This window comes from Syntrophobacterales bacterium, from assembly GCA_031274925.1.
In the GTDB taxonomy this organism is placed as follows: Bacteria; Desulfobacterota; Syntrophorhabdia; order Syntrophorhabdales; family Syntrophorhabdaceae; genus PNOM01.
This window is the reverse complement of record JAISPL010000006.1, coordinates 43,637-69,472: the sequence shown is the minus strand read 5'-3', so window position 1 is coordinate 69,472 and position 25,836 is coordinate 43,637. Positions and strand designations below refer to the sequence as shown.

At 46.1% G+C, this 25,836-nt stretch carries 20 protein-coding genes and 2 pseudogenes; 14 read left to right on the top strand and 8 right to left on the bottom strand.

From position 1 onward, the window contains the following. The first annotated feature begins 551 nt into the window (after nucleotides 1-551). The 9 genes from cysC (at nucleotide 552) to LBQ00_01105 (ending at nucleotide 12,439) form a co-directional block, all read left to right on the top strand. Nucleotides 552-1,163 (top strand): adenylyl-sulfate kinase, encoded by a 612-nt coding sequence (gene cysC / locus LBQ00_01145; GenBank protein MDR2017481.1) that lies wholly within the window; start codon nucleotides 552-554, stop codon nucleotides 1,161-1,163. Then, on the top strand, nucleotides 1,160-2,044 hold the full coding sequence (locus LBQ00_01140; protein ID MDR2017480.1) for a sulfate adenylyltransferase subunit 2: 885 nt from the start codon (nucleotides 1,160-1,162) through the stop codon (nucleotides 2,042-2,044). The genes cysC and LBQ00_01140 overlap by 4 nt, the downstream gene beginning before the upstream one ends. Nucleotides 2,045-2,086: 42 nt before the next feature. Then, nucleotides 2,087-3,886, top strand: a complete 1,800-nt coding sequence (locus LBQ00_01135; GenBank protein ID MDR2017479.1) for an adenylyl-sulfate kinase — start codon at nucleotides 2,087-2,089, stop codon at nucleotides 3,884-3,886. Between the two features lie 132 nt (nucleotides 3,887-4,018). Continuing rightward, nucleotides 4,019-5,308 carry a flippase gene (locus LBQ00_01130; GenBank protein ID MDR2017478.1) on the top strand — a complete coding sequence of 430 codons (1,290 nt, stop codon included), beginning with the start codon at nucleotides 4,019-4,021 and terminating at the stop codon, nucleotides 5,306-5,308. Nucleotides 5,309-6,289: 981 nt separating this feature from the next. Next, nucleotides 6,290-7,282, top strand: coding sequence for a sulfotransferase (locus LBQ00_01125; GenBank protein ID MDR2017477.1), 993 nt, complete (start codon nucleotides 6,290-6,292; stop codon nucleotides 7,280-7,282). A gap of 710 nt (nucleotides 7,283-7,992) precedes the next feature. After that, nucleotides 7,993-8,901, top strand: a complete 909-nt coding sequence (locus LBQ00_01120) for a hypothetical protein (protein MDR2017476.1) — start codon at nucleotides 7,993-7,995, stop codon at nucleotides 8,899-8,901. Between the two features lie 422 nt (nucleotides 8,902-9,323). Continuing rightward, on the top strand, nucleotides 9,324-10,457 hold the full coding sequence (locus LBQ00_01115; GenBank protein ID MDR2017475.1) for a glycosyltransferase family 4 protein: 1,134 nt from the start codon (nucleotides 9,324-9,326) through the stop codon (nucleotides 10,455-10,457). Between the two features lie 24 nt (nucleotides 10,458-10,481). Continuing rightward, nucleotides 10,482-11,471, top strand: a complete 990-nt coding sequence (locus tag LBQ00_01110; protein MDR2017474.1) for a GDP-mannose 4,6-dehydratase — start codon at nucleotides 10,482-10,484, stop codon at nucleotides 11,469-11,471. 74 nt (nucleotides 11,472-11,545) lie between these two features. Then, the gene (locus LBQ00_01105; protein ID MDR2017473.1) at nucleotides 11,546-12,439 is read left to right on the top strand and encodes a hypothetical protein; all 894 of its coding nucleotides are present in this window, start codon (nucleotides 11,546-11,548) and stop codon (nucleotides 12,437-12,439) included. 130 nt (nucleotides 12,440-12,569) lie between these two features. Here the strand turns inward: LBQ00_01105 and LBQ00_01100 are convergent. Beyond that, nucleotides 12,570-12,803: pseudogene (locus LBQ00_01100) on the bottom strand (integrase core domain-containing protein). A gap of 32 nt (nucleotides 12,804-12,835) precedes the next feature. Between LBQ00_01100 and LBQ00_01095 the strand changes: the two are divergent. Beyond that, nucleotides 12,836-12,952 (top strand): annotated as a pseudogene (locus LBQ00_01095) (transposase). 330 nt (nucleotides 12,953-13,282) lie between these two features. On the opposite strand, the gene LBQ00_01090 reads toward LBQ00_01095, so the two are convergent. From LBQ00_01090 to LBQ00_01075, 4 genes are read right to left on the bottom strand one after another with little or no spacing between them, the layout of a single operon-like run. Beyond that, nucleotides 13,283-14,131 carry a phosphate ABC transporter ATP-binding protein gene (locus LBQ00_01090; protein MDR2017472.1) on the bottom strand — a complete coding sequence of 283 codons (849 nt, stop codon included), beginning with the start codon at nucleotides 14,129-14,131 and terminating at the stop codon, nucleotides 13,283-13,285. A gap of 13 nt (nucleotides 14,132-14,144) precedes the next feature. Beyond that, complete coding sequence (gene pstA / locus LBQ00_01085) at nucleotides 14,145-14,951, bottom strand: phosphate ABC transporter permease PstA (GenBank protein MDR2017471.1); 807 nt, start codon at nucleotides 14,949-14,951, stop codon at nucleotides 14,145-14,147. 38 nt (nucleotides 14,952-14,989) lie between these two features. Then, nucleotides 14,990-15,892 carry a phosphate ABC transporter permease subunit PstC gene (pstC, locus tag LBQ00_01080; protein ID MDR2017470.1) on the bottom strand — a complete coding sequence of 301 codons (903 nt, stop codon included), beginning with the start codon at nucleotides 15,890-15,892 and terminating at the stop codon, nucleotides 14,990-14,992. A 58-nt stretch (nucleotides 15,893-15,950) separates the two neighbouring features. Then, nucleotides 15,951-16,940, bottom strand: coding sequence for a substrate-binding domain-containing protein (locus tag LBQ00_01075; protein MDR2017469.1), 990 nt, complete (start codon nucleotides 16,938-16,940; stop codon nucleotides 15,951-15,953). 395 nt (nucleotides 16,941-17,335) lie between these two features. On the opposite strand from LBQ00_01075, the gene yihA reads away from it, so the two are divergent. Beyond that, a complete protein-coding gene (gene yihA / locus LBQ00_01070; protein MDR2017468.1) occupies nucleotides 17,336-17,929 on the top strand; it encodes a ribosome biogenesis GTP-binding protein YihA/YsxC in 594 nt (197 codons plus the stop codon). 68 nt (nucleotides 17,930-17,997) lie between these two features. Here the strand turns inward: yihA and pyrE are convergent, their stop codons facing one another. The 3 genes from pyrE to LBQ00_01055 form a co-directional block, all read right to left on the bottom strand. Beyond that, nucleotides 17,998-18,546 (bottom strand): orotate phosphoribosyltransferase, encoded by a 549-nt coding sequence (gene pyrE / locus LBQ00_01065; GenBank protein MDR2017467.1) that lies wholly within the window; start codon nucleotides 18,544-18,546, stop codon nucleotides 17,998-18,000. Between the two features lie 2 nt (nucleotides 18,547-18,548). Beyond that, a complete protein-coding gene (gene purF, locus LBQ00_01060) occupies nucleotides 18,549-19,931 on the bottom strand; it encodes an amidophosphoribosyltransferase (protein MDR2017466.1) in 1,383 nt (460 codons plus the stop codon). 500 nt (nucleotides 19,932-20,431) lie between these two features. Next, nucleotides 20,432-22,108 (bottom strand): glycosyltransferase family 39 protein, encoded by a 1,677-nt coding sequence (locus LBQ00_01055; protein ID MDR2017465.1) that lies wholly within the window; start codon nucleotides 22,106-22,108, stop codon nucleotides 20,432-20,434. 475 nt (nucleotides 22,109-22,583) lie between these two features. On the opposite strand from LBQ00_01055, the gene LBQ00_01050 reads away from it, so the two are divergent. From LBQ00_01050 to LBQ00_01040, 3 genes are read left to right on the top strand one after another with little or no spacing between them, the layout of a single operon-like run. Next, a complete protein-coding gene (locus LBQ00_01050) occupies nucleotides 22,584-23,780 on the top strand; it encodes a nucleotide sugar dehydrogenase (protein MDR2017464.1) in 1,197 nt (398 codons plus the stop codon). Then, nucleotides 23,780-24,799 carry an NAD(P)-dependent oxidoreductase gene (locus LBQ00_01045; protein ID MDR2017463.1) on the top strand — a complete coding sequence of 340 codons (1,020 nt, stop codon included), beginning with the start codon at nucleotides 23,780-23,782 and terminating at the stop codon, nucleotides 24,797-24,799. The genes LBQ00_01050 and LBQ00_01045 overlap by 1 nt, the downstream gene beginning before the upstream one ends. 3 nt (nucleotides 24,800-24,802) lie before the next feature. After that, nucleotides 24,803-25,528 carry a glycosyltransferase gene (locus LBQ00_01040; GenBank protein MDR2017462.1) on the top strand — a complete coding sequence of 242 codons (726 nt, stop codon included), beginning with the start codon at nucleotides 24,803-24,805 and terminating at the stop codon, nucleotides 25,526-25,528. Nucleotides 25,529-25,836 lie beyond the last annotated feature (308 nt).

Here is a 25,836-nt window from a genome sequence, read left to right as displayed (position 1 = left end):
AGATTTCTTCCTGTCGAGGTATTTTTTGTACTTTCTTGAATCCCATCCCAGCGGCGGTCTTCCTATTTTTGACGGCTTTCTCGGGTAACTGAGTATGCTCTGTATTTCCCACGCATGATGTACACTCTGGCATCCACTGTGTCCCAAAGGGTCTTCTTCTCTGGCAGGTATCGGGAAGAGAATCCTAGATGACCCTTCCTTTGAGTCTTACCGCGGCCCGCCGATAGATAGAAACCGCCATCATCATAACCGCCTGAAAATCTTATCCATAACGTCATGGAACTTGCGCCTTTGGAGATAGAAGCGGCAAAAGGAAAGCGAATAAGAGAGGTCCGTTTAAGACCAGCCTGCTAGGAGAGAAAGCGCGGTTGGTGGAGGGTATTCCGAACTTGCACTGTTTGGGAAGTTAATGTATAATTTAATATCGATTATCTACACGAGGGGATATCTACTTTTATGGTACAAGGGCGGTAGCTTACGTATATGGTTTAGAGTCGAGAAAAGAAAACCCATCTTTATTTTAAGAGAATTAGTTTTAAGGATAGACGATCATCGAGCGGTATCTAACGACTTATGAAGGAATTATAACTAAGCCGGATAGACGCAGGCGCAACGGACATAGCTCACTGATTGTGTGGTTCACGGGCCTCTCCGGGTCGGGGAAGTCTACGTTGGCTTACAGACTGGAAGAAGAGCTGTTCCACCGGAATGTCAGTGCATACGTTCTGGATGGCGATAATATAAGAACCGGCCTGAACAGTGATTTGGGATTCACTGTGGAAGACAGGGAAGAAAACATAAGAAGAATCGGCGAGACGGCCAAACTTTTTGTCGACGCAGGGGTTGTGGCTATCACATCATTCATCTCTCCTTACAGAAAGGATAGGGGTGCCGCCAGAGACATTGTTGGGAAGGAAGAATTTGTTGAGATATATGTGAAATGTCCTTTTGATGTGTGTGAGCAAAGAGATGTCAAGGGGTTGTATAGAAAAGCAAAACAAGGGCTTATATCTAACTTTACGGGTTTAGGTGATGTATATGAGGAACCGGTTAACCCCGAAATTACAGTGGAAACCGACAAAATGAAGGTGAAAGAGAGTGTGGCGAAGATTCTAGTATATCTTGAAAAAAACGGCTGTATCTCACCGTTAAGGAAAACATGATGGACCATCTTCAACAGCTTGAAAATCTGAGTGTCCACATCCTTCGAGAGGCTTATGCGAACTTTAAAAGCCTGGGGATGCTCTGGTCAATCGGAAAGGACAGTACGGTTCTGTTGTGGCTGACGCGCAAGGCATTCTTTGGGCATGTCCCTTTTCCGTTGATCCATATTGATACACACTACAAAATACCCGAGATGATAAAGTACCGCGATTGGCTCACGAAAGATTGGAAACTCAATATGATCTACGGGGTCAATGAGGCTGCTATTGCGGAAAAACAGACATTTCCCGATGGAAACGTAGATAGAATTACGTGCTGTCGTCTGCTGAAAACTGAAGCCTTGAAGAGCACCATAATCGGAGAAGGGAGACGCTACAGGTTTAACCATAAAAAAGGTGATTATGAGCTTGATAGAAACACCGAAGCTTTCACCGGAATCATAGTAGGCGTCAGGTCGGACGAGGAAGGCTCCCGCTCAAAGGAAAGATACTTTTCTCCCCGCGATAAAGAGAATCTTTGGGATGTGGGAGATCAGCCCCCCGAATTCTGGAGCCAGTTCAAAACTGATTTCAAAGCGGGGACTCACGTGCGTATCCATCCACTTTTAGACTGGACGGAACTGAATATTTGGGAATATATAGAAAGAGAAAATATACCGACCGTGTCACTCTACTATAACCATGGCGATGGGAAAAGATTCCGTTCGCTGGGATGCTATCCGTGTACATACCCTATTGATTCTGAGTCCCGTAATGTAGGAGAGATCATTATTGAACTTAAGAGCGGGAAGTTAAAAAATATTGCCGAACGTTCAGGGCGAGCACAGGACAAAGACGATGGCGGTGGGCTTGAAACATTGCGACGAGACGGGTATATGTAGGGGACAGGTGTTGTCTTTTTGGATCCTTGGATGTGGTGAAAAATGATACCTAAAACAGAACACATGAGTCTTGTTATTGTTGGACATGTCGATCATGGCAAAAGCACGGTGCTAGGAAGGCTTCTCGTGGACACTGGGTCACTGCCCGAAGGTAAACTTGAACAAATAAGAGCAAACTGTGAAAGAAACTCCAAACCCTTTGAATACGCGTTTCTCATCGACGCACTTAAGGATGAGCAATCCCAAGGTATTACCATAGACTCTGCGCGGGTTTTTTTTAGGACGAAGAAACGGAACTATACGTTGATAGATGCGCCCGGACATATAGAATTCCTGAAGAATATGGTCACGGGAGCCTCCAGAGCCGAAGCAGCCTTTCTTGTTATTGATGCCGAGGAGGGGGTTAGAGAGAACTCAAGGAGGCATGGATATATGCTTTCCATGCTGGGTATCAGGCAGACAGCGATCATTGTAAACAAGATGGATCTGGTCGACTTCAATAAAACGGTGTATGAGCAAATTGTTACAGAGTACAAGGAATTCTTGTCGCGGATAGGAGTCACGCCAATCTGTTTTCTGCCAGCAAGCGCGAGGACCGGCGAAGGGATAGCAGGTTTTAACGGCTCTATGCCTTGGCATGAAGGACCAAGTGTCCTTGAAGTCCTTGATTCTTTTGAGAAAGAGGTGGAGCCGACTTCAAAATCTTTTCGTATGCCCGTTCAGGACGTATACAAATTTACAAGGTATGGCGACAGCAGAAGAATTGTGGCAGGCACGGTGCTGACTGGATCTGTAGAAGTAGGGGATGAATTGATCTTTTTCCCTTCGGGAAAGAAAGGCAGGATAAAGACTATTGAATCCTTTAATACAGCCTCCCTAAGGGAGATTCAGGCCGGATATGCTGCCGGATTCACTCTTGATGAGCAGATTTATGTGACCAGGGGAGAGTTAGCCGTAAAAGCAGACGAACCGATGCCGAAAGTGACCACCCGGTTGCGGGTCAACCTGTTTTGGCTGGGAAAGGAGCCTTTTCGCAAGAAGAAGGAGTACATTCTCAAACTGGGTGCCACTCGGGTTCCGGTTCATATAGAAGAGATCACACGGGCGATCAATGCTTCTGATCTCCATTCCGATACGGAGCGGGATGGAGTGAAAAGGCACGAAGTTGCCGACTGCATATTAAAAAGCAGTCGTGCCGTTGCTTTTGATGCGTCTCAAGAATCTGCTCTCACTGGAAGGTTTGTTATAGTCGACAATTATGAGATCTGCGGTGGCGGAATTGTTCGCGAAGGCTTGGAAGACAAGCAGACATGGGTCAGGGATAAGGTTTTTCTCCGAGATTATAAATGGGAACGGAGCGCCATTTCTCTGGAGATGAGAACTGAAAAGTACAATCAGAAACCGACGCTCATTATTATTACCGGGCAAAAAAACTCAGGGAAGAAGCCCGTAGCGAAAGCCTTAGAAAGGAAGCTTTTTTCCGATGGGAAGATTGTATACTTCCTTGGTATTGGTAATGTTCTCTATGGAATTGACGCGGACATAAAAGATACGGGGAATTACCGGGAAGAGCATATCCGGCGATTATCAGAAGCGGCAAACCTTCTCCTTAATGCCGGAGTCATTGTTGTAGCGACAGCTATCGAGTTGACGAGCGATGACCTTGAGATAATAAAGACGGTAGTTGAACCCGAAAAAATCGAGGTTGTCTGGGTAGGTGAGTATGTCACAACAGACATTCCTAACGATCTTGTCATACCTGATCCAAGGAATACGGAAGAAGCCGTTGATTTGTTAAAGAACTTACTTCAGGAGCGGGGCATTATATTCAGACCGTGGTAGCATTGAAGTCTGGACAAATTTGCCGTGGTCCGAATGCGCTGAGGTTCCTTGATGCATAGCTCCTGGACCAAAAGATTCATATTTTTTCTCAACATGTTTCTTCCTATGGACTGTCAGGAGGCCGTCGTAGGTTTGAAGAGATACTTTTCAAATGCGGCTTGGCTTTTCTTTGAAAGGGCTTTTGCGTCCTTCCTCTCTTTTTGTGTGGGAGTTTATGTAATAAGATATCTGGGCCCCGCAAAGTTCGGCATCCTGAGTTATGCCTTAAGTTTTGTAGGGTTATTTTCCGGTATCGCAACGCTGGGTCTTGACAGTATAGTAATTCGTGACTTGGTTCAAAAAGAAGAAGAAACGGAAGAACTTTTGGGTACGGCATTTATGCTCAAATTGGCGGGAGCTTTGTTCGTCTTATTTGCTCTTGTTTTGTTAACGGCAATTACTTCCCATGAGAGCTCTACGAACTGGGTAATTTTTTTCATCGCCCTTGCCTCGGTGTTTCAATCCTTGTACGTCATAGATTTTTATTTTCAGTCTAAGGTTTTATCCAAGTATCCAGTGTGGGTTCGTTGTTTTTCGTCTGTCACGTCATCTGTCTTCAAAGGTGTTTTAATCTGGTTTCACGCATCTTTAATATGGTTTGCTTTTGCAGTGACTTTAGAGAGCGTATTCGTGGCCTTGGGGTTTGTTCTCATTTATACAAGGCAGGGATTGAGGATGAGTTGGACATTTAAAAAAGACCGGGCGCTTCGCCTTCTCAGGGACTCATGGCCATTGATTCTTTCCGGCGTGGCTATAGCTATCTACATGAGGATAGATCAGGTTTTGATCAAAAGTTTGCTGGATACGAATGCCGTAGGTATATATGCCGTAGCGGTGAACCTCACCGAGATATGGTATTTTATTCCCACTATAATCATAGGCTCTCTATTTCCCGCCATAATTAACGCCAAGAAAAATAACGTCAAGCTCTATTTGAACAGTCTTCAGAGATTGCATGACATATTCTTTCTTATCGCGTTCGTCATAGCGCTAGCCGTGTCTCTTTGTTCCGGAAAGATAATCGACTTTTTGTTTGGTTCAAATTTTACGGCCGCAAAAACTCCTCTTGTTATTTATATCTGGGCTACAGTATTCGTGTTTCAAGGACACATACGAGGGCATTTTCTTATCATAGAGAACAAACAACAATTAGGGCTATGGTTCAGAATTGCGGTCATCATCACCAGTGTGGCACTGAATCTTCTTTTTATCCCGAGGTATGGGATAGTCGGGGCGGCTGTGGCTACCCTTCTGGCATATAGTCTTCCGATCTATTGCAGCTCTTTTTTTCATCCAGTACTCAAGATGAACGTTCTCATGTGTCTGAAATCATTTATATTGCCTCTGCGTCTCGCATATTACGGTAGGAATGCTGTTAAATGAGTAAAAATTCTGTGAGTTCCTATCGCTTTTCATTTAAATTTATACCTCCGACTTGACCTTGAACTGGCATACTGATGGTTTCAAGCCCGCGTTACAAGAGTAATGGATGCCATGGTGGAATCGGAAAAGACCGTTTTCTATTTATTGGAGACTCTCATGTCCGGATGTTTCAATAAAAGAAAAAACTAGTGAAAGATTTTTTCATCCAGATTCTGGCCGTTCAGAGGAGTGTTGCCCAGGGAATGGCAAATTCGTATTCCAGTATTTAAGGACCGAGGCTTTGGAAACTTTTAAAAAGACTTTGGGTGGCAGACGATATAGGGCCATATTTATACAGATTGGCGAAGTAGGCTGTGGAATCGTTCTCTGGCGCCGGTGTATGAAATATGGTGAGTCAGCGGAGTTTCAGCCAAAAGGTTGCTTAGGAATCATTTTGCCTTTGTCAATTATCTCCTCGAAAAGGTTCCCGAGAGGGTGATATCGACAGGCGCCATGCTCCAATAAAAGACAACGGTTTATCATGAAGTGACGTTACCCGTCTTGAGAAGAAAAAATCGGACAATGCAAAACTGATTTGACTTTGCCCTATAGCGACAGCCCCAGGAAGTTTGCTGTACAGAGCGGAATTTATTATATAGACATAACCCAAGCATATTTTTGATCCTAAGACTGGTCTCGTGGCCGATGAATGCCTAACAAGAATCCACTTGATCACCATCTCTCTGCTTAGAAGGCGACTCATTTCTGGATCAGAGAGATTGGGTATTGTCTGGGCTGGAATAGTGCGGGAAGCAGATGGAATCAATAGAGGCAGAACGGAAGAAGACAATAGGCTAGATTGAAAAGAAGAACTCGTACCTTCCATGGCATCCCATGTTGCGACCATACGTAGAAGTATGGAAATGTAAAATGGATTTACAAACTCCGTGCCGCAAAACCGATTCCGGCCAAGAGAGATCCGTAAGAAAAAGAGGTATATAAATGATTGTCAACGTTTGTTGTTCAGGATCGTCGGGGAGTACTTTTTTCTCTCAACTGTTAAACAGGCATCCCGATATTGCATGCGGCGAAGAATTGAGTCTTTTTTCAAAACCAATATTCTACGAAGACTATAATCGTCTAAAACGATGGAATCAACTTATCAGGAATTTCGGCATTTCGAGTAACCCCTATTTTCAGGACAGGGCGATACTGGTGAATACAGATTCATACGGTTTGAGGAAAAGAGATATCTGGACACGAGTAATGGAATCCAGCGATGTAAAGGCTTTTGTGGGTGGGTTGGAAGACCATGTGCTGGAGATAACAAACAAACGGATCTGGGCTGAAAAGACGCCCACGAACATCTATATGCTCGGCCCATTTTTGAAGGTCTTCCCTAATAGTAAAGTCATCCATCTTGTCCGAGACCCCAGAGACATCATTATATCTTTCATGGCTAGAGGGCATACCGTTGTGTCCGCCGGCGATTTCTGGCTGGCCTGCATGTCGGCAATCAGGAATTATCGGCAGGATGCGAGAGTACTGGAGATCAGATATGAAGATTTGATCCTGAAAAGCGAAGAGATTCTGGAAAAAGTATGCCGCCATTTGGGAATTCGTTTTGATATGAACTATTTTCTTGAGGACAGGTATTTAAGTAAAGGGCTGAAAAGATCGGAAGGCCTGAAGTCGTGGAGGATTCGACCTTCCGCGGGGTTTTCAGCGGCGTCAATTGGACGATATAAAGAAAGCAAGGTCGATCTGGAAAATATCTTTACCATCACGTTGAGTCGTGAGTTTGCCGCATTGTTTCATGTCACCCCCCTGTCGCTTGCAGAGATTGCCGAAAATTATGGGTACTCTTTTGGTGTTTCTCAACAGAAAAAATGTGAGGGCAGGCCATGTCTGCGAGTTGATGCAAGAGGTCCGCTTTCGCGGATAGCAGATATGGTTATCGAAAAATATGCTCCCATTATTAGCAGTATCTACTAATAATAAATAATTGATGAATTTGGATAAATCATTCCCAAAATCAAAGACCAGATATTTGTCCGCGCTCCATCGTGTTCACTTTGAAAAACATAGCCGACATGATAATGAACCGTCACCCAAGCTTCTTGATGTTGGTTACGGGTCGCTTAGGGTTGGAATTCAATAAGTTATTTGAGCGGCAGGAACTATTTCGGAGGCGGTTATAATGAGTTTTTCATAGACACTGCTGGGCGAACTGTGCGATATATGAGTCTTGCCGTGAAGGAACGACGTTATTTGTTTCAATAATTTTGATTTCACGCATCTCAAATGAATTTGGCTCCACGACAGTTTTCCCCGTAGTGAATCATTGCGGGCGAACTGTGCAAAGGTATTTTTTAGAATGGTCCTCAGAGGATTGAAAAATGATGGGAAATTATATATCACGCGTTCATTCTGGTTTGACAAATCACTTCTCGCTGGAACGGGTCTTTAAGCCGGAAAAGTTTTCAACAAGCCGGCGATATTAACAAAGAAGCCTTATATGCCCGATTGGAGTTTTGAGAGGGGGAGGTGAAATCTATCCGGTGTGGGAATTGCCTGATCGGGAGCTTTCTGGGGTTGCCTTGGCGGTTTAGATGCAGAAAGCGATTCTGTTGCCATCGGTGACTTAATGGGAATCCACTTGGAAGATAGGGAAAAAGAAGAGAAGAAAAAGGAGGATATCCATATTGGACAGGGCGCCCATAGCTTTTTTTGCTTATAATCGGCCTGAACATACCTTGAGGTCGCTTGAGGCCCTTTCCCGGTGCGAACTGGCAGATGAGAGCGTTATCCATATTTTTTGTGATGGCGCAAAAGAGTTGGCCGATGAAACCCAAGTGGCGCTGGTACGCGAGATAGTGGGGAGTAGGGAATGGTGTAAAGAAGTGCATATTGAATTCAGCAAAAAGAATAAAGGCCTGGCAAATTCCATCATTTACGGGGTATCATCACTTTGCGGGAAGTATGGGAAAGTGATTGTTCTCGAAGACGACCTTGTGGTATCCCCTTTTTTTTTGAAGTATATGAACGATTCTCTCGGCCTCTACGAGAAGGAGGAGAGAGTGAGGCAGGTAGCGGGGTACATGTTCGGCGGACCGCTTGCTTCGGACACGGACGCGGTGTTCATGCCCTTCACTTCTTCATGGGGCTGGGCCACCTGGGAGAAGGCTTGGAAGCAATTCGATCCAGATATGAAGGTATATGAAGTCATGGAAGGTAACTCAAGGCTTCGCAAAAGATTTAACCTTGACGGTGCATATAATTTTTGGGGCATGCTAAAGGATCAGAAGGCAGGCAAAATAGATTCATGGGCTATACGATGGTACCTCAGTGTTTTTATGACGGACGGACTGACGCTCTATCCTGTGAGAAGCCTTGTTGAGAACAGAGGTTGGGACGGGAGCGGAACCCACTGTGGAGTGAGCAATAAGAGCAACGAAGAGCAAATTGATCCGGAGTTCTCAGTACTGACCTATCCGGCGGATATTAGGGTTTCCTCTTTATACGAGATTGTCAAATACCGGTTAAGGAAAAGATCAACCATAAGATACCGGGCCCGTTACATTTTTGATAATATATTCAAGACCAGCTTGTAATCATGTTATTCAGGCCCCTGATTCATTATATGCTGTCAGAGGTGACTTGATTCCGATGAAAGCCGGGTTGCGTGCAAACGATACGCGAAAAAGGTATTGTGATGTTTGATATCGATAAGGCTCGTAAATGAGTTCCTTAATTATCAGGCCAAACTTGGTCTTTATGATTCGGTCGGTCTGGAGTATTAATCTAGGTTAAACCATGAAGACGTACATATTAGAAAAGGGCGCTGGATCAGTATTGGCAATAATTCTTTAATTGAGGGTGGGATATTTTTCGACCGGTTAATATAGGTAACAGGTCAGTTATAGGCACAGTGCAGTCACAAAAGACATCTCTCCTTATACGGTCGTGGCCGGAAATACGGCAAGATTATATAAGGAGATACCGCCTGCAAGCAGACAGCGATTATTGAGACCACATGCTTAAAGTCATCTATACTCACGACATCTTTGCCTTTCAGAGGTTTGGCGGCATATCCCGGTATTTTGTTGAGATTATCAAGAGGATACCACTTGAAACGGCGAAGATAAGCGTTTTTGCCGGGCTTCATGTTAATGAATATTTGAAGATCCTTAGCGACGCCCAGGTTAGGGGGCTAAAGGTACCTGTTTTCGGAGGCGGCGCGCGCGCGTATATGATACTGAACGCCCTGATGTATTATACTCGGTCCATGGTGAATGATTTGGCGCAGCGTATGTGGCTTCGTACGGACCCGGAAACGGTTGTTCATCTCTCCAATTATTCGTCTTCCTTGCCACGGACAAAAGTAAAAATGGTGGTGACGGCGTACGACATGATTCAGGAGCTTTTCCCGCAGATTTATCCGGGGTATCGGGTCATAACGCAACTCAAGAAGGTGTCTTTCGAGAGGGCGGACAGAATTATTGCAATCTCGGAATGCACGAAAAAAGATCTTGTCCGGTTTTTTGGTGTGGAAGAAAGCAAGGTGACGGTAATTCATTTGGGGAATCCTCTTGAGCATATAATTCCCATTGAACCGGCGAATATAGCCGGTGCCCCTTATATTCTCTACGTAGGGGAGAGGGCAGGTTATAAAAATTTTGAAGCATTGATTCTTGCGTATGCTCGCTCATCTAAGCTGAAAGCCAATTTTGAGTTGGTGCTGTTTGGCGGGGGAACCCTTACTCCTTCCGAGAGGAAGCGGTTTGGAGAGATGGGCGTCGCCCAGTTCGTCCATCATACAGGCGGCGAAGATTCCCTTCTTGCGGGATATTACAGGAATGCGCGGGCATTTGTGTGGCCATCCCTCTACGAAGGCTTTGGCATCCCGCTCCTTGAAGCTATGGGGTCCCGCTGTCCGGTCGTCTGTTCCAATGCGGGTCCCATGCCTGAGGTGGTGGGTGATGCAGGGATCTATTTTGACCCGGCGAGTGCGGAAGAATTGCAGGGCGTTCTTGAGACCGTCTTATTTGACAACACACTGTTGGAGGAAAAAATGGAGCTTGGTCTTAAGAGGGCTGCGGAATTCAGTTGGGACAGGGCTGCTCGAGAAACCGTTGATCTTTACCGTTCACTCGTAAGACCGAGTTAGTGTGCCATGCATGGAGGCGTATAGATGAAAAGAGCGCTGATCACGGGAATTAAAGGTCAGGATGGTGTCTATCTCTCCCGGTTGCTGCTCGGCAAAGGATACCAGGTCTTTGGTATTGATTTGTCTGAAAGCAACAGCAAAAATCTCCTGTTCCTTAATCTCGAAGACTCCATCGTGTTTGTGCAGGCCAATTTATTGGACATGTCCAATATGATAAGAGTTATTGAGCGGATTGAGCCGGATGAGATCTATAATCTTGCTGCCCAGAGTTCGGTTGGTCTGTCTTTTGAGCAGATCATAGGGACGCTTGAGCTTAATATATTCAGCGTCACCCATCTGTTGGAAGCTATTCGTATAGTCAACCCTAAAATCAAGTTTTATCAGGCCTCAAGCAGCGAAATGTTCGGGAGGGTTCAGAAAGAATCTCTGCCGGTGAATGAAGAAAGTGTTTTCCATCCTGTGAGTCCGTACGGCATCTCGAAGTGCACCGCTCATTGGGTCACTGTCAATTACCGGGAAGCATACAACCTCTTCGCTGTATGCGGTATCCTCTTCAACCATGAATCCGTTCTGCGGGGAGACGGATTTGTCACCAAAAAGATAGTGAACACGGCTGTGAGGATCAAAATGGGATTGGCTGATTCATTGAACCTCGGAAACACGGGTATTTCACGTGACTGGGGGTATGCTCCGCAGTATGTTGAGGCAATGTGGCTGATGCTCCAGCAGGAAAAGCCGGATGACTACGTGATCTGTTCAGGCCAACCCCATAGCCTGACTGATTTTGCGGGAAAGGTATTCGGAAAGCTAGGTCTTGATTTTGAAAGATTTGTGACGATAGACGAGCGGTTGATCCGGCCCGTCGACCTTGAAACAATATCGGGAGACAACTCCAAAGCAAAGCGCGTTTTAGGATGGAATTACACGTTACAATTTGATGACCTGATTGATCTGCTAATCAGGGACGAGATAAGCTATCTCAAATGGGAGTCAAGCAATTCGCCGGATCTGTGAACCGGGTGATGCACCGACGCTTGACGGAGGTTAAATAATCATTTGCATCTGAATTTGGAATGGAGTCTCATCTAATGCTTACCATATTTTCCTGCCCCAAGCCATTTCGCGGACATGTGGATATTACACAGAGGAATGCGATCAGGAGCTGGCTTCGCCTTGATCCAAGGCCTGATGTGATTCTAATGGGGAATGATGAGGGGGTTGCAGGGGTTGCCCTAGAACTGGGTGTACGTCACATTCCTGATGTGGAATGTAACGAGTTCGGCACGCCCCTTCTGAGCTCTATTTTCGGAAAGGCGGAGAACGCCTCATCTTCCCGGCTTATGTGTTACGTCAATGCAGACATAATATTCATGCAGGATTTTGTGAAAGGCATAGAGAGGGTCATAGCGGAAAAGCCGAAGGCGCTTATGGTGGGCAGACGTTGGAACGTCGATATAAAGGAACTGATAGAATTTGATCCTGGATGGCAGAAATCACTAACGTCACTTGTTGCCAGGAAAGGAAAACTCTATCCTTATTTTGCGATAGACTACTTTGTTTTTCCGAGAAATAGTCTTGGCAGATTGCCGCCCTTTGCAATCGGTCGTCCCGCATGGGACAATTGGGTCATTTACCGGGCGTGCACGTCCGGTATGGCCGTCATTGATATGACGAAAACGGTGATGGTAGTCCATGAGAACCACGACTATTCCCACCATCCCCAGGGGTGGAAGGGAGCGATGCACGGCGAGGAATCGAAGAGAAATATTGCTTACGCCGGAGAGATCGCTCATGCATACAGCCTCCTGGATGCCCAATACCGCTTGACGCAGAAGGGGGTTGTTCGGCGGAGATTCCCTCCCATCTTTACGCCTTTCTATATCTACAAGAACATTGTCGTCCTTTCCAAGTCATACCGATTCCTTAAGCCTGCAATTAGGTTTCTGAAGGTGGTAGGCGAGCGAATAACCGCCCGCCCTTAATTGTGTTTTCTCAAAGTTCCTTAATGCTTCGTTTTCGCTAACTTCTTATGCTATTTCCGCAAGAGCTCAGGCCACTTACCTCCGCTTTCAGGCACCTATGGCATTACCCCTTAGCTAGTGCCAACAGCATTTAGAGTTTTCCATCTGATTCCAAGAATTCCATAGGTGACATGCCTCCCAAAGAGCTATGCGGCCTAGACAGTATTATAGTCTATTCTCCATTTTTCGATAATCTGTCTGGCGTGATTCAGATTCAAAACCCAATTTGCGTTCAAGCGTTCATCGTGCATTCTTCCGTTAGCTTGCCAGGGCAGCTTCACGCCTTTGCGATAAACCCACTCTTGCCGATAAATTCCGGACCATTATAGCTAACGCATTTGAAAGAGGTCCAATCATCCTTATTCGCCGGAACTAAACTTAATTGAACGTTTCTGGAGCTGGCTCAAATCTCGGCTGCGTAGTATCTTGCATCTATTCGATTCATTTGACGATGTCCTTGCAGACTGTTTTTAAGTGGGGTGAGTATAGCGGAGAATTCTAAATCATGTTGGTTTTATTTTAGAGGGAAAGGTAACGTCAAATTGGGAAGTAAAAAGTGCACAAAAAGAGTAGAAGTTGGGCGAAGCTACAAATGCCGTGAATCACGGGGTTTGCGCCGGCCATAAAGGAAGTCCATGAGACACTCAATATATTGGAAGGGATATTCTTGTCTTCCGGAGACGGTATTCAAGACCGAGGATCTTTTCCAGCCCTGGCACCTCTTTTTGTCATCTCTTGCAGAAGATCTTAGGGCGCTTCATCAGGACTGCAATAAGTACTTTCTTCTGCATGCCGATCAGCACTTCAACTGATTTCCCCGGATATATAGGCCCGTGTCCTTTCGTCTTCCGGGGAATTGAAGAAACGAGCCGCCAGTCCATGCTCGACCAACTCTCCGAGATAAAGAAAAATTGCGTAATCAGAGATGCGACGGGCCTGCCTCAGAATATGGGTTACCACCACGATCGTATACTTTTCCTTGAGCATTTTGAAGTGCTTTTCGATAAGCTGGGCAGATATGGGATCAAGCGCTGAAGTTGGCTCATCCGCCAGAATTACTTCCGGTTCCACTGCAAGCGCTCGGGCAAGGGCCAGTCTCTGTTGCTGGCCTATGGAGAGGCGCGACGCCGGCGCATGAAGTCTGTCCTTTATCTCGTCCCATAGACCGGCAAGACGCAGGTAGGACTCCACCAGAAGGTCCATCCGGTCGGTTTTTCCAGCCCTTCGGTCGGCGAGTGTATCTTTGAGATCGTCTTTGTGTATAAAACTTTGCCGTCTAAGGTCGGAAAGCTGTTTGTCTATCTGCTCGCCTGTCATGCGATGTACCCTCGGGCCGAAGGCGATGTTGTCGTAGATAGACATGGGCAGCGGAAAGGGACGCTGAGAAAGGAATCCTACTTTTTTCCTCAATGCGATGATATCCGCATTGTGATCATAAGTATTGACGCCGTCTATCAGGATATCACCGCTCACTTTCACTTCATCGTTCAGGTCAAGCAATCGGTTGATGCTTTTAAGGAGGGTTGTTTTGCCGCATCCCGAAGGGCCTATAATGGTGGTAATCTGGCTGTCGGGGATGTCCACAGTGATATTCCGAAGAACTTTGTTGTTTCCGTATGTGATAGTAAGCTTCCTGAGGCTAATATGGGGCATATACGTTTTCTATCTACCTTATTATGTGCCTGGAGAATTTCCGTCCGAGGAGGCGAGATAGGACGCAAACTATGAGAACGATGAGGAGCAGGATTAGGGCCGAGGCATAAGCACGTTCCTGCACCTCAGGGCTTGGTGTGCCGATCTGAAAAAAGACCGCAAGTGGCAGGGAGGCCGCAGGGTCAAAAATAGAACGGGGAATATAGTCGGTGTACCCGGCGGTAAAAAGAATTGAGGCTGCATCTCCTATGCCTCGTCCGAAAGCAAGGAGTATTGCCGTGATAATCCCTGGTAAGGCCTGCCTCAATATGACGGAAAAGTTGGTCTCCAATTTGGTTGTTCCCATGGCGTAGGAGGTTTCTTTAAGTTCCATGGGGATCATTCTTATTACTTCCTCCATGGAGCGCACCATAATGGGAAGCATAAGCAAGGTAAGCACGATGATGCCGCCGAGAAGCGATGCTCTCAGTCCGAAATATACCATCACTACGAAGCCGAAGGCACCGTATACAATAGATGGGGTGCCCCAAAGCACGTCAAGTACCAGCCTAGTAAACTTTGCGACATACCTGTTTGCATATTCTTTCTGAAGAGCGAAAGCAACGGGGAGGCTCAAGAAAATAGAGACGACGGAGGCTCCGAGAGAGAGGTAGAGAGAGCCGACAATGGCGTTGGCGATGCCTCCTGACTTGCCGAGGTAATAGCCCCCTTTTGGCGTTTCAACCAACATGGAGAGAGTAAGCGCGGGCATCCCTTTCACGACCACAATAGAGATAATACCTGTGAGAGTGGTTAACAATAGTATAAGAGATAGGATCATTAGCCCTTTGAATATTGTTTCCTCAAATCTCCGGGATATCATTTTCCGTAAAATCCCTTTTTCATGAGGCGCGATAGCGTCATATGAGCACCCATACTGAATGCGCCCACGAGAAACAGAAGAACAAGAGACGCGAAAAGGAGTGCCGAGTCATAGAGGGGGATCGACATCATTTCACCGTAGTTGTTCGCGATTAGCGCCGGCAACGGATATGCAGGATCAAAGAACGACATGGGAATTTTTGCCACATTTCCTATTACCATCAAGACCGCAATAGTCTCGCCGAAGGCCCGGGCAAATCCAAGCACTATGGCAGCGATTATACCGTGGAGCGAACTCTTGAGCACCACATGCCTTACCATTTCCCATTTCGTCGTCCCGAGAGCGAGAGAACTTTCCCTTGCCTGTCTGGGAACTGTGGCTAAGACTTCCATGGTTACTGAGATGATTACCGGAGCTACCATGAGGGCCAGAATAATGCCCCCTGAAAGGAGGCAATATCCCGTTGTGAGGCTTCCGACAAAGCGTCCAAGATGATGAATAAACGGGACAACCACGATTACGCCGCACAGACCATAGATTACCGAAGGGATTCCGGCCAGGATATCTATCGCGAAGCGGACAAGTTCTCGAAACCGTTTGTGTGCATATTCAGAAAGATAAATTGCACTCAAAAGACACATGGGGATTGACAGAATCATCGCTATTGCGGTGACCTCTATTGTTCCCACAATGTACGGGAGAAAACCGAACTGTCCCTTCAATGGACGCCACAGAGAGGAAAACAGAAGATGGGTAAGAGGCTGACTGACAAGGATCGGCCTTGACTTTATATAGAGAACTATAAGAATGGTGAACGCGAGGAGATTAACGAGAATGAGCGAAGAGCGTATGGATATGCTTGCCGCAGCATTCTTCACGTATCGCCACTGCATGCCCATTATACTCCTTCCCTGAAATCAACCACTGCCATGGTTTTTACCGTTTATCGCTCTGCTATTATTCAATTTTATTCAACATTTCCTTAATTCTGGGTTCGGAGAGCCTTATGTAACCCACTTCGTCGACATATTTTTGGCCATTGGTGAGTATCCATTTAACAAAAGTCTTGGCCGGTTCCTTGAATCGCTCTTTGGCGATAAGATTTAGGTCTCGTGCCGGTGGAGACGGATAGATGCCGGACGTAACCGCCTTGATCGCTTTTTCCTTCGTGCTTAGATCCTCCTCTGGATCGACTCTTCCGTTTCCATTTGTGTCGATGGGCGGGACTTGCAACCCTTTTACGGGGAGTCCGGTCTTGGCGTCATACGCGTAATTGAGGTTATTGAAACCGATCGCCAATGGGTCTTTTCTTACCGCATCCGCTATTCCAGGATCGCCGTATACGCCCACACCTTTCAGGTCCTCTTGGTTCCTGCCTCCCAGATAAGCAGCCCATGTTTCCGCAGCGCCGCAGGAATCGGATCTCGTATAGACCTGTGCTCTGTCTCCTGAAGGGGCGCCTCCTGCGACCTCGCTCCATGTAGCTGCTTTTCCGAGGACCCATAGGTCCACAAAAGCCTCTTTCCTTATGCCTTTTCTCTCCAGTATCTCTTTCGCGACCGGGTTCTTGGCACTTATAGTGGGAAACACTGCATCCTTTACCACGGCAACATGGAAGCCTCCCTGTTTGATTTCCTCAGGTTTCACTTCTCTCGATACCATACCGATATCGGTAAGTCCTGCAAGGGCATCGGCGGCGCCTTTCCCGGCCCCACCGGCCGATATATCTATTCTGACATGAGGGTACGTCTTATTGAATTCCTCTGCCCACCTCACCATCATAGGATAGAGGGCCCATGCGCCCGACACCCGTACAGTTCCCTTCGGTTGACCGACGCCGGACGTAGCCTGAGAATTACTTTGTCCGCACCCTGTTAAAAGTAAAGTCATCATCGCAAGGGAGAAGAACAGCAGTATCGACTGGGAGCATGATAGTTTTCGTATCACCAGATGACCAACCTCCATGACAAATAATCCAGGGATTTTAGCTTTTCCCTTATGAATTCTGCTTTAATTTTATTAAAGAAAACGGAAGTTCTGTTTGGTTTCACTGAGATCACATATTTCGGGATGTAAACGATAAAATTCGTAGCCAAATTGACCCTGTGTCTTTAATGATGTTCTGTATGTTTTTATATAAAGCCTTTGGTATTTTTATCGTAACTCGCTCGTGTATACTCATGTATGACTCAAGGTTGAGTGTACAGGACAGGACTTGGAGTGTCAATGTTTTTTTTGAATAGAGTCGGTATATTGACGCTTTTTTGTAAGTTTGACGAGTTGTGCTATACTAACTCACCCGGTGGTCTCTCGCGCCTGGACCACTGGATGGTGAAGAAAAGATGAAAATATTGGCTACTGAATATTTGAAAAGCGTGACAAGCCCTGACAACCTTTCTGGTGAACCGTTCCCTGAAATCTGTTTTGTGGGGCGCTCCAATGTGGGGAAATCATCCATGATCAATAAACTTGTCATGCAAAAGGTCGCAAGAACAAGCTCTACCCCAGGGGCGACAAGGACGATCAATCTCTACAAGGTCTCTTACGAATTCAGGGGGAGCAGAAAATCGATTCTTTTTTCCGATTTCGCCGGATTCGGATATGCTAAGGTTTCAAAGGCGGTTTATACTGGCTGGCAAAAGATGATTGAAGCATATGTGTCGCAAAACAGTCGCATTGAAAAGCTGATTTGGGTGTATGATGTAAGAAGAGATATTGATGAACTTGACAGGACACTTATCGACTGGCTTCATTCACTGCGGTTGGATTTTACCATGGTGCTGACAAAGATCGACAAGGAGAGCCGAAGCAAAGTAATGAGCAAAAAAGGACTTTTCTCCCGATATTTCGGCGATAGCAGGGTCTTTACGTTTTCAGCTAAGGATGGATACGGGAGGAAGGAACTTCTCTCTCATATCTTTGATGCGGGCGAATGAGCCAACTGCGTTGCCCTTGCCACGACGGACACTTCCGCCGGGAAAAAGAAAGCCGTATTAATAATTATCTACTGCCGCAAATCTCTAAGGGTAAATATTGACTTAAATATGTATCCTTTAGATTCAATAATCTCTTTGCCGCCTTGAAGGCGGTCCAGGAGAGCTACAATCCCCTTTACCTTGTACCCTTCCTTTTCCGTGACCTCAATGGCTTTCAGGGAGGACCCGCCGGTCGTAACCACATCTTCCAGAATTACCACGTTCATTCCTTTTTGAAGGTTCTTGCCGCCTTCCACCCAAAGATTTTTCCCATGACCTTTCGGTTCTTTTCGAATAAAGAATCCAAGAAGACCGTCTTTTTGCGTGTAGGCGGACAATACAACGGAGCAGACAAGAGGGTCGCCCCCTATGCTCACCCCGCCCACTGCCTGAACGTCCGGTATCTCTCTTGCCATCCGGTGCATGATTTTACCTGCGAGATACATACCCTCCGGATTGAGGGTGGTCTCCTTTGCATCAATATAAAACGTACTTCTCTTGCCACTTGTGAGGACGAAATCACCTTCTTCGTAGGACAGTGTTTTCAATAGTTCCAGCAACCGGTCTTCCTCTTTCATTCTCACCTCTTTACGAATAGCTCCATCTGTTCCAATTCCATACCCCCTGGAAATTTGGACGGGTACATACCGGTAAAACATGCATCGCAGTATACATATTCTCCATTTTCCAAAGCCCGTTTCATACCTTCCACACTCAGGTATTCGAGCGTATCTGACCCCATGTACTCGTTTATCTGCTGAGGGGTATGGGAAGCTGCGATGAGTTCTTCCCTTGAAGGCGTATCAATGCCGTAAAAACAGGGGTATTCCGTGGGAGGGGAACTGACCCTGAAATGAATCTCCTTAGCCCCATACTGCCTGAGCATTTTTATTATTTTACGACCCGTCGTGGCTCTTACTATGGAATCATCAATCACAATGATCCTTTTCCCGTTGATGAGATCACGCACTGCATTTAGTTTCAGTTTTACACCGAAATGCCGAATTGACTGTTCGGGCTCAATAAATGTTCTGCCCACATAATGGTGTCTTATGAGGCCGAGCTCAAAAGGTACCCCCGTCTCTTGAGAGTAACCTATGGCTGCGCCAATGCCTGAGTCTGGTATTGGGATGATCATGTCGGCATCCACGTGGGTATCTCTTGCCAGTTCTCTTCCGAGGGCTTTCCTGACAGTGTAGACGGTCTTTCCGTACATGAAGCTGTCGGGGCGTGCAAAATAGATGTACTCGAAAACGCAATGCTTCCGGCTGACTTTTTTGAAGGGCGCATATGTCTTTGCGCCTTCTCGCGTGATATGCAGAATCTCACCAGGTTCAATCTCCCTCAAATATTCCGCTTCTACGAGATCAAAGGCACACGTTTCGCTGGACACAACGTAAGAGTCTTTAAGTTTTCCCAGTACAAGGGGCCTGAACCCGTAAGGGTCTCTCAGGGCGATAAGCTCCCGGTCTGTGAGTATAAGAAGAGAAAACGAACCTTCCACTCTTCTGAGCGCGGCTATTAGCCTATCGATAGTGGTGTTCTCATGTGACAGAGCTACGAGGTGAATAATCACTTCCGTGTCCGTCGATGACTGGAATATAGAACCGTAATTCTCAAGCTCTTCCTTGATGATTCTCGCGTTAGTGAGGTTCCCGTTATGGGCTACGGCTATAAACCCCTTCGAATACTCCATAACGAGTGGCTGTGCATTATTGATATTTCTGGAACCAGCCGTGGAGTACCTCACATGGCCTATTGCCGAGATGCCATTCAGTCTCTTCAGGACTGACTCGTTGAAGATGTCGGAGACAAGCCCCGTCTCACGGTGAAATAGTATCGCAGAGCCATCGGTACTTGCTATTCCAGCGCTTTCCTGCCCGCGGTGTTGAAGGGCGTGGAGGCCCAAATATGTGATATTAGGAGCGTCTTTATAATTGAATATCCCGAATATGCCGCACATTATAAATTACCTTCTTTTTGTTTTCCCGATCTTTCAAGGAAGAATTGGATAACGATAATATAGTTGTCCATGAGGTAGAAATTCACGTCGCCGCTCTTGCCCCATTTTTATCCCTTCGTATGGATATTTGGCCCGCCTTCAGGCTGCCAATGAATGGGGAGTATAATGGACCACAGAGATTTGACCAATGTGACCGATTTTTCATAATTCCGATAATCCTGCCGGCGTACCGCAGGTGGAAGTTTACGGTGTTAGCAATGGCATTAACGGTGCTTTCCGTCAGTTCATCCTTGACGATTCTTACAACTGCATGCCAGCCTGAATCGGCCTTTATTATCTCTTTCATATCTTTGACGGGTTCGTCTCTGTTCCGTTGGCGACGACTAATCCTTCAGCCGTCTTTATCGTAACTGCCGCTGACAGCCTCTTATAAATTTATCAGATATTGTAATATAAATTTCAAAAATGAGAAAGAGAAATAAGCATCCCTGTCACAATCTTTATTCAGAACGCGGAAGCGTTCTCCAGTTGTTTCTCTGGTATAACAGAGTGGTCCCACCTCCCGGCAGGACAATCTCTTTCTTTAGATGATAATAGCGTTTGGCTATTTCGCGGTACATGCTGCCGCCCCAGTTCGGTTTGGAGAAGTCGATAAGACGACCGGGAGTCCTGGGTTCCAGCGCTGAGTAAGTAATGGCGAGGTAGTCATTGCTTAAGACGTGACGCACAAGATTCTCCCGGGAAAGAGAGTGATAAGAGAGCTGACGAACTGTCTTGAAATAACCTGAGTGAATCAGTATATCGTAACAATCAGGGAATAATTTTATTGCGAGCGAAGAATTGGGGGCTGTATTTGCGATGATTTGCCGCGCAAGGGTTGAAGGGTCATACGCTACCGAACGTTCCGGCCCGTTGACTTCACGGAGAATGATCCGTGTAGAGAGGCATGATCTTGCGAAAAAGGAGGCAAGGACCAGGAGCGGAGTTGCTGCAATAAAGATGTTCCGGATGAATCGTATTCCTCCTGTCTGTGCGGGCTTGAGAAGAGATGTCATCTCGTGAGGAGTTGGAACGCACAAGATGAAAGCAAGGTAGAAGGCAGGAAGGCGGAGCGGAGGGTACATTCCTTCCTTTCCATAATATACAACGAAAGCTGAAACGAAGGTGAGGATCAGTACAAGCAAACTTGGGCGTCTTAGGTCAGTCTCTGTGAGAGATCTTAATCCGATAACGATGGTCAGGATCGTCGAAATAGGCCCCGGTCCCAGTATTTCGGTCCCACCGGCGCCGTAGTTCAAAAATGTCAGCGCAAAAATCCATAGGTAAGAACCCAGGCCCGTGTATCGCGAGGTCTTGCGCATGGTTTGCCAGTCGAAAAACTGGGCTCTCAATGTGTCTACATCCTGAACTATATATAACCCCCAAAGCAGTAATGCAACCATTGGGACCGCCGCAAGAATTCCCCAGACCTGGAAATCCCGACGGACATGGCGATTAGTTAAGAAGAGATGGATGGGAATTGTTAGAAAACCGATTGCGCCGCCAATCGGGTGCGTAAGCATACCTGCACTGGCGATCATCCATGCGATGAGAAATCGGCAACGTGACATTTTCCCATCTTCAGCAAGACCGGAAAAGTAGACCAATACGGCAAGAAAGGAGAAAGTCAGAGCAAGTATATCGGGCCTTGCAAAATTGAACATGGAAACAAACGAGGTGTCGAGCGCTAAACAAAGGACTATGATGCCAGCCAAAAGGCTGTTTCTGCGAAACTTTAAGGCCAGCAGGAAAATTATAACCAGACATCCTGTGCCGAACAGATTTGACAGTACGCGAGCATTCGCTATGGTAGGGCTAAAAAAACGAAACCAGGCGGCCATGGATAAAGGGTATAAGGGAGGCATGAAGTAGGTTTTCTCCGACATCCGCAGTCCATTGCTGTCGAAGGACGGCGCGCCGAATATCCCATGGGTGACAAATTCTTCAGCAATATCGCTAAAAAGAGTTTCGTCGGGCCAGACCGTGTAGTATCGAGTTCCATAAAGATGTCCAAGAAAAAATACGAGGGCAATGGCAATACAGAGCAACAACGCATTGCTTATGAGGAACACACGTCTTCCTTGGACCGTCTTGGCCCAACATTGGATGTGTACAGCCATTACCGAAATAGACTTCATGATATCTTATTTTGAAGTATAACGATTACCACACCTTATGTGACATTTCCACAAAAATTTAGAACAGATTGCTCCCGCCCTGGGGGTTGCCTCGCTTTTTGCGTCATCAGCTTATTTGATCCACGTGACACAGTGTATTTACGAAAAAAATTATAATAAGACCGTCCCTTCCGGAATTGTTTATGTAAGATGTGGAGAATGTGACAGCAGGGGGATTATGTTGCGCCCCTAATTGAATTATATGAGGAAAGTAGGGCAGGAGAGGCGCATCGTCAAACCGGTTCCTTTTCATCATTCGGGTTAAACGCTGTGTAATCGCCGATCTTCTTGTGTTATACTTACGAAAGATCAGGATTATCGTATTTAACTGCGCTGATAGGTGTATTTGACGCCATGATCTCTGATTAACGTATTTGCAACCTAAGGAATAAAGTAGCAGGCAAATTATAATAGAAGTTTTCGAGGAGGCCAGACCATGAAGCGGACCTATGACGTATGTGTGGTTGGGGGTTTAGGGCATATTGGTTTACCCCTTGGCATTGCGCTTGCCAAAGCCGGCAAGCGGGTTATGCTTTTCGATATCGATAAAACTACGGAAGAAATAGTGAAAGCAGGCAAAGTACCCTTTATGGAGAACGGAGCCGAAGAAGCACTTCAAGCAGTGTTGGGCAGGAATTTGTTCATCTCTTCAGATCGGTCCGTTATTAAGGAGGGATATTTCATCGTTATAGTGATCGGGACGCCTGTAGATGAGCACCTTAATCCGGAATTCACCATTTTTAAAAAGGTTTTTTCCGAATTTTTGGAATTTATCGATGACAATCAACACATTATTTTGAGAAGCACCGTCTACCCTGGAACGACGAAAAAAATCAAAGAATTGCTCAAATCAAATGGACGAAAAACCAAGGTGTCATTTTGCCCGGAAAGAATTGCAGAGGGTAAAGCCATTGAAGAGTTGAAGAGCCTGCCACAGATAGTATCCTCATTTGATGACAAAGCAGCCTTGGAAGCGAAGGAGTTATTTCTTTGTCTGACGGAAGACGTAATACTGCTGAAACCGGAAGAGGCTGAACTGGCGAAGCTCTTCACAAACGCATGGAGGTATATTCAGTTTTCTATTGCCAATCAGTTTTATGAGATTGCCACCGATAATGGGCTGGACTTCTACCGCATTTTTGACGCCATAACTTTCAAATATCCCAGGGCAAACGGTTTTCCCGGGGCAGGGTTTGCCGCTGGCCCGTGTCTTTTCAAGGACACAATGCAGCTTGCAGCATTCAACAACAACTCCTTTTTTCTGGGGCACGCGGCAATGCTGATTAACGAGGGGCTTCCCAATTTTATCGTCGAGCGACTGAAAAACAGGTATCCACTTCACGAGAAGACAGTAGGAATTTTAGGAATGGCTTTTAAAGGCGACAACGACGATATTCGTGAATCACTATCATTTAAACTTAAAAAGATTCTCGAAATTGAAGCAAAAAAAGTGTTGTGCACTGATCCCTATGTCAGAAGTGATTCGCTAATTCCCATAGAATTGGTTCTGGAGCAATCCGATATTTTGATTTTGGGGGCGCCGCACAGCCAGTACAAAGGGATAGAAATCGACAATTATTCCAAAGAGGTTGTTGATATCTGGAACTTTTTCGGGAAGGGGGGACATTTCTGATGAAAATACTTGTGAGTGGATCGGCTGGTTTTATCGGCGGATACCTCGTGCAGGAATTACTGGATCGTGGTCATAAGGTTGTAGGTATTGATAATTTTTCAAAATATGGAAAAGTAACTAAAAGTTATGATAAACATCCTAATTTTCACTTTGTCGAGGGCGATGTAAAAAATATAGATCTTTTTAAGGAACTGGCTTCCGACTGTGACCAAATAGTGGCTCTTGCTGCAATTATCGGAGGAATATCGCTGTTTCACGAACTGGCCTATGATCTGCTGGCTGAAAACGAAAGAATCATGGCCGCCACGTTTGATACGGCAATTTGGGCTTTCAAGAAATGCCGGCTGAAGAAGATAAATGTTGTCTCTTCTTCCATGGTTTTCGAATCGACTTTTACGTACCCGACCCCTGAAGGAGAACAGCTTAAATGCCCGCCCCCGCTTTCCACATACGGATTTCAGAAGCTCGCCTGTGAATACTTTGCCAAGGGAGCATATGAACAATATGAATTGCCTTACACTATCATACGACCGTTCAATGCCGTTGGCATAGGTGAAAAAAGGGCAGTATATGATAAAGAAGTTTATTCAGGAGATATTAAGCTGGCCATGAGCCACGTAGTGCCTGATTTAGTCCAGAAGGTACTCAAGGGGCAGGACCCGCTGCACATCCTTGGAGCTGGGAATCAGATTCGTCATTATACTTATGCAGGAGACCTGGCAATAGGAATCCGCCTTTGCATTGAAAGCGAAAAGGCGATAAACCAGGACTTTAATCTTTCAACAGCTGAGTCAACCAGTGTTCTTGAACTTGCTCAGACAATCTGGGCGAAAATAAAGCCGAACATTCCATTCAGATACGTGAGTGACGACCCTTTTAGATATGATGTTCAAAAGAGGATACCAAGTGTAGTGAAGGCAAGAAACATCTTGGGTTTTGATGCGGGAACCACATTGGGACAGGCTCTGGACGAAGTCATACCATGGGTAGAGAACCAGATCAGGATAGGCGGTATTTAGCCTGTGAAGGATCTTGGTATCATCATTCCCGTATACAACGAAGCGGAAAATATAGGCCCTACGATCTCTGCCATAGAAGAACACGTAACGACCTCGCACAGTATTTACATTGTTTATGATTTCGATGACGATAATACTCTGCCCGTGGCGCATGGGTTCCGGGCGAAAGGCGTGGACGTGAGGTTTTTGAAAAGTAAGTCTCCAGGGGTGTTGAGCGCGATCAAAACAGGGTTGTCACTGGCTAAAGAAGAATATCTGCTTGTTACTATGGCGGACCTTTCTGATGATTACAGTGTCGTTGATCGAATGATGAATCTGGGACGTGAAGGGTTTGATATTGTGTGCGGGTCTCGATACGCCAGCGGCGGCAAACAGATTGGGGGTCCATTACTGAAGAAGAGCCTTTCTTGCTTTGCTGGTTTCAGTCTCCGATATATCGCCGGAATTCCTACTCGGGACGTAACCAACAGTTTCAAGCTTTACCGTAAGAGGATGGTCAGCTCATTGGCGCTTGAGAGCAACGGGGGTTTTGAAATTGGTATGGAGATTGTCATTAAGGGGTATTTCGAGGGATACAGAATTACGGAAATTCCGTGCTTATGGCAGGACAGGCTGGAAGGGATGTCGCGATTCAAAATCATGAAGTGGATGCCGAAGTATTTGAAGTGGTATTTTTTTGCCCTGAGGAAATCCTTGCTTCTGTCCGAAAAGAAACGAGACCGCCACTAAAGCAGGATGCAACCGATCCCCAAACTCCGTACTTTTATTATAGGATGAACTGGACCAACGGTTTGTCGATACGCTGGTTTTTGATGGCGTAATGCGCCATTTCCGCATTGTTTCTGAAATTCATCGTTCCAGGATTCGGTTTCGGTATATACTGGCTATGCTTAATTGTCTCCTCCTGCTATCATCACATCAACATTACATGGCGCTTGCGGTTGGAGAACCTGAAACCAAGGCCTTGCCGCCGCACGTTTCCAGATCAAATGCAAGCCGTTCGGCGAGATTTGCGTTGCCATATTTTCCCTTGTTCA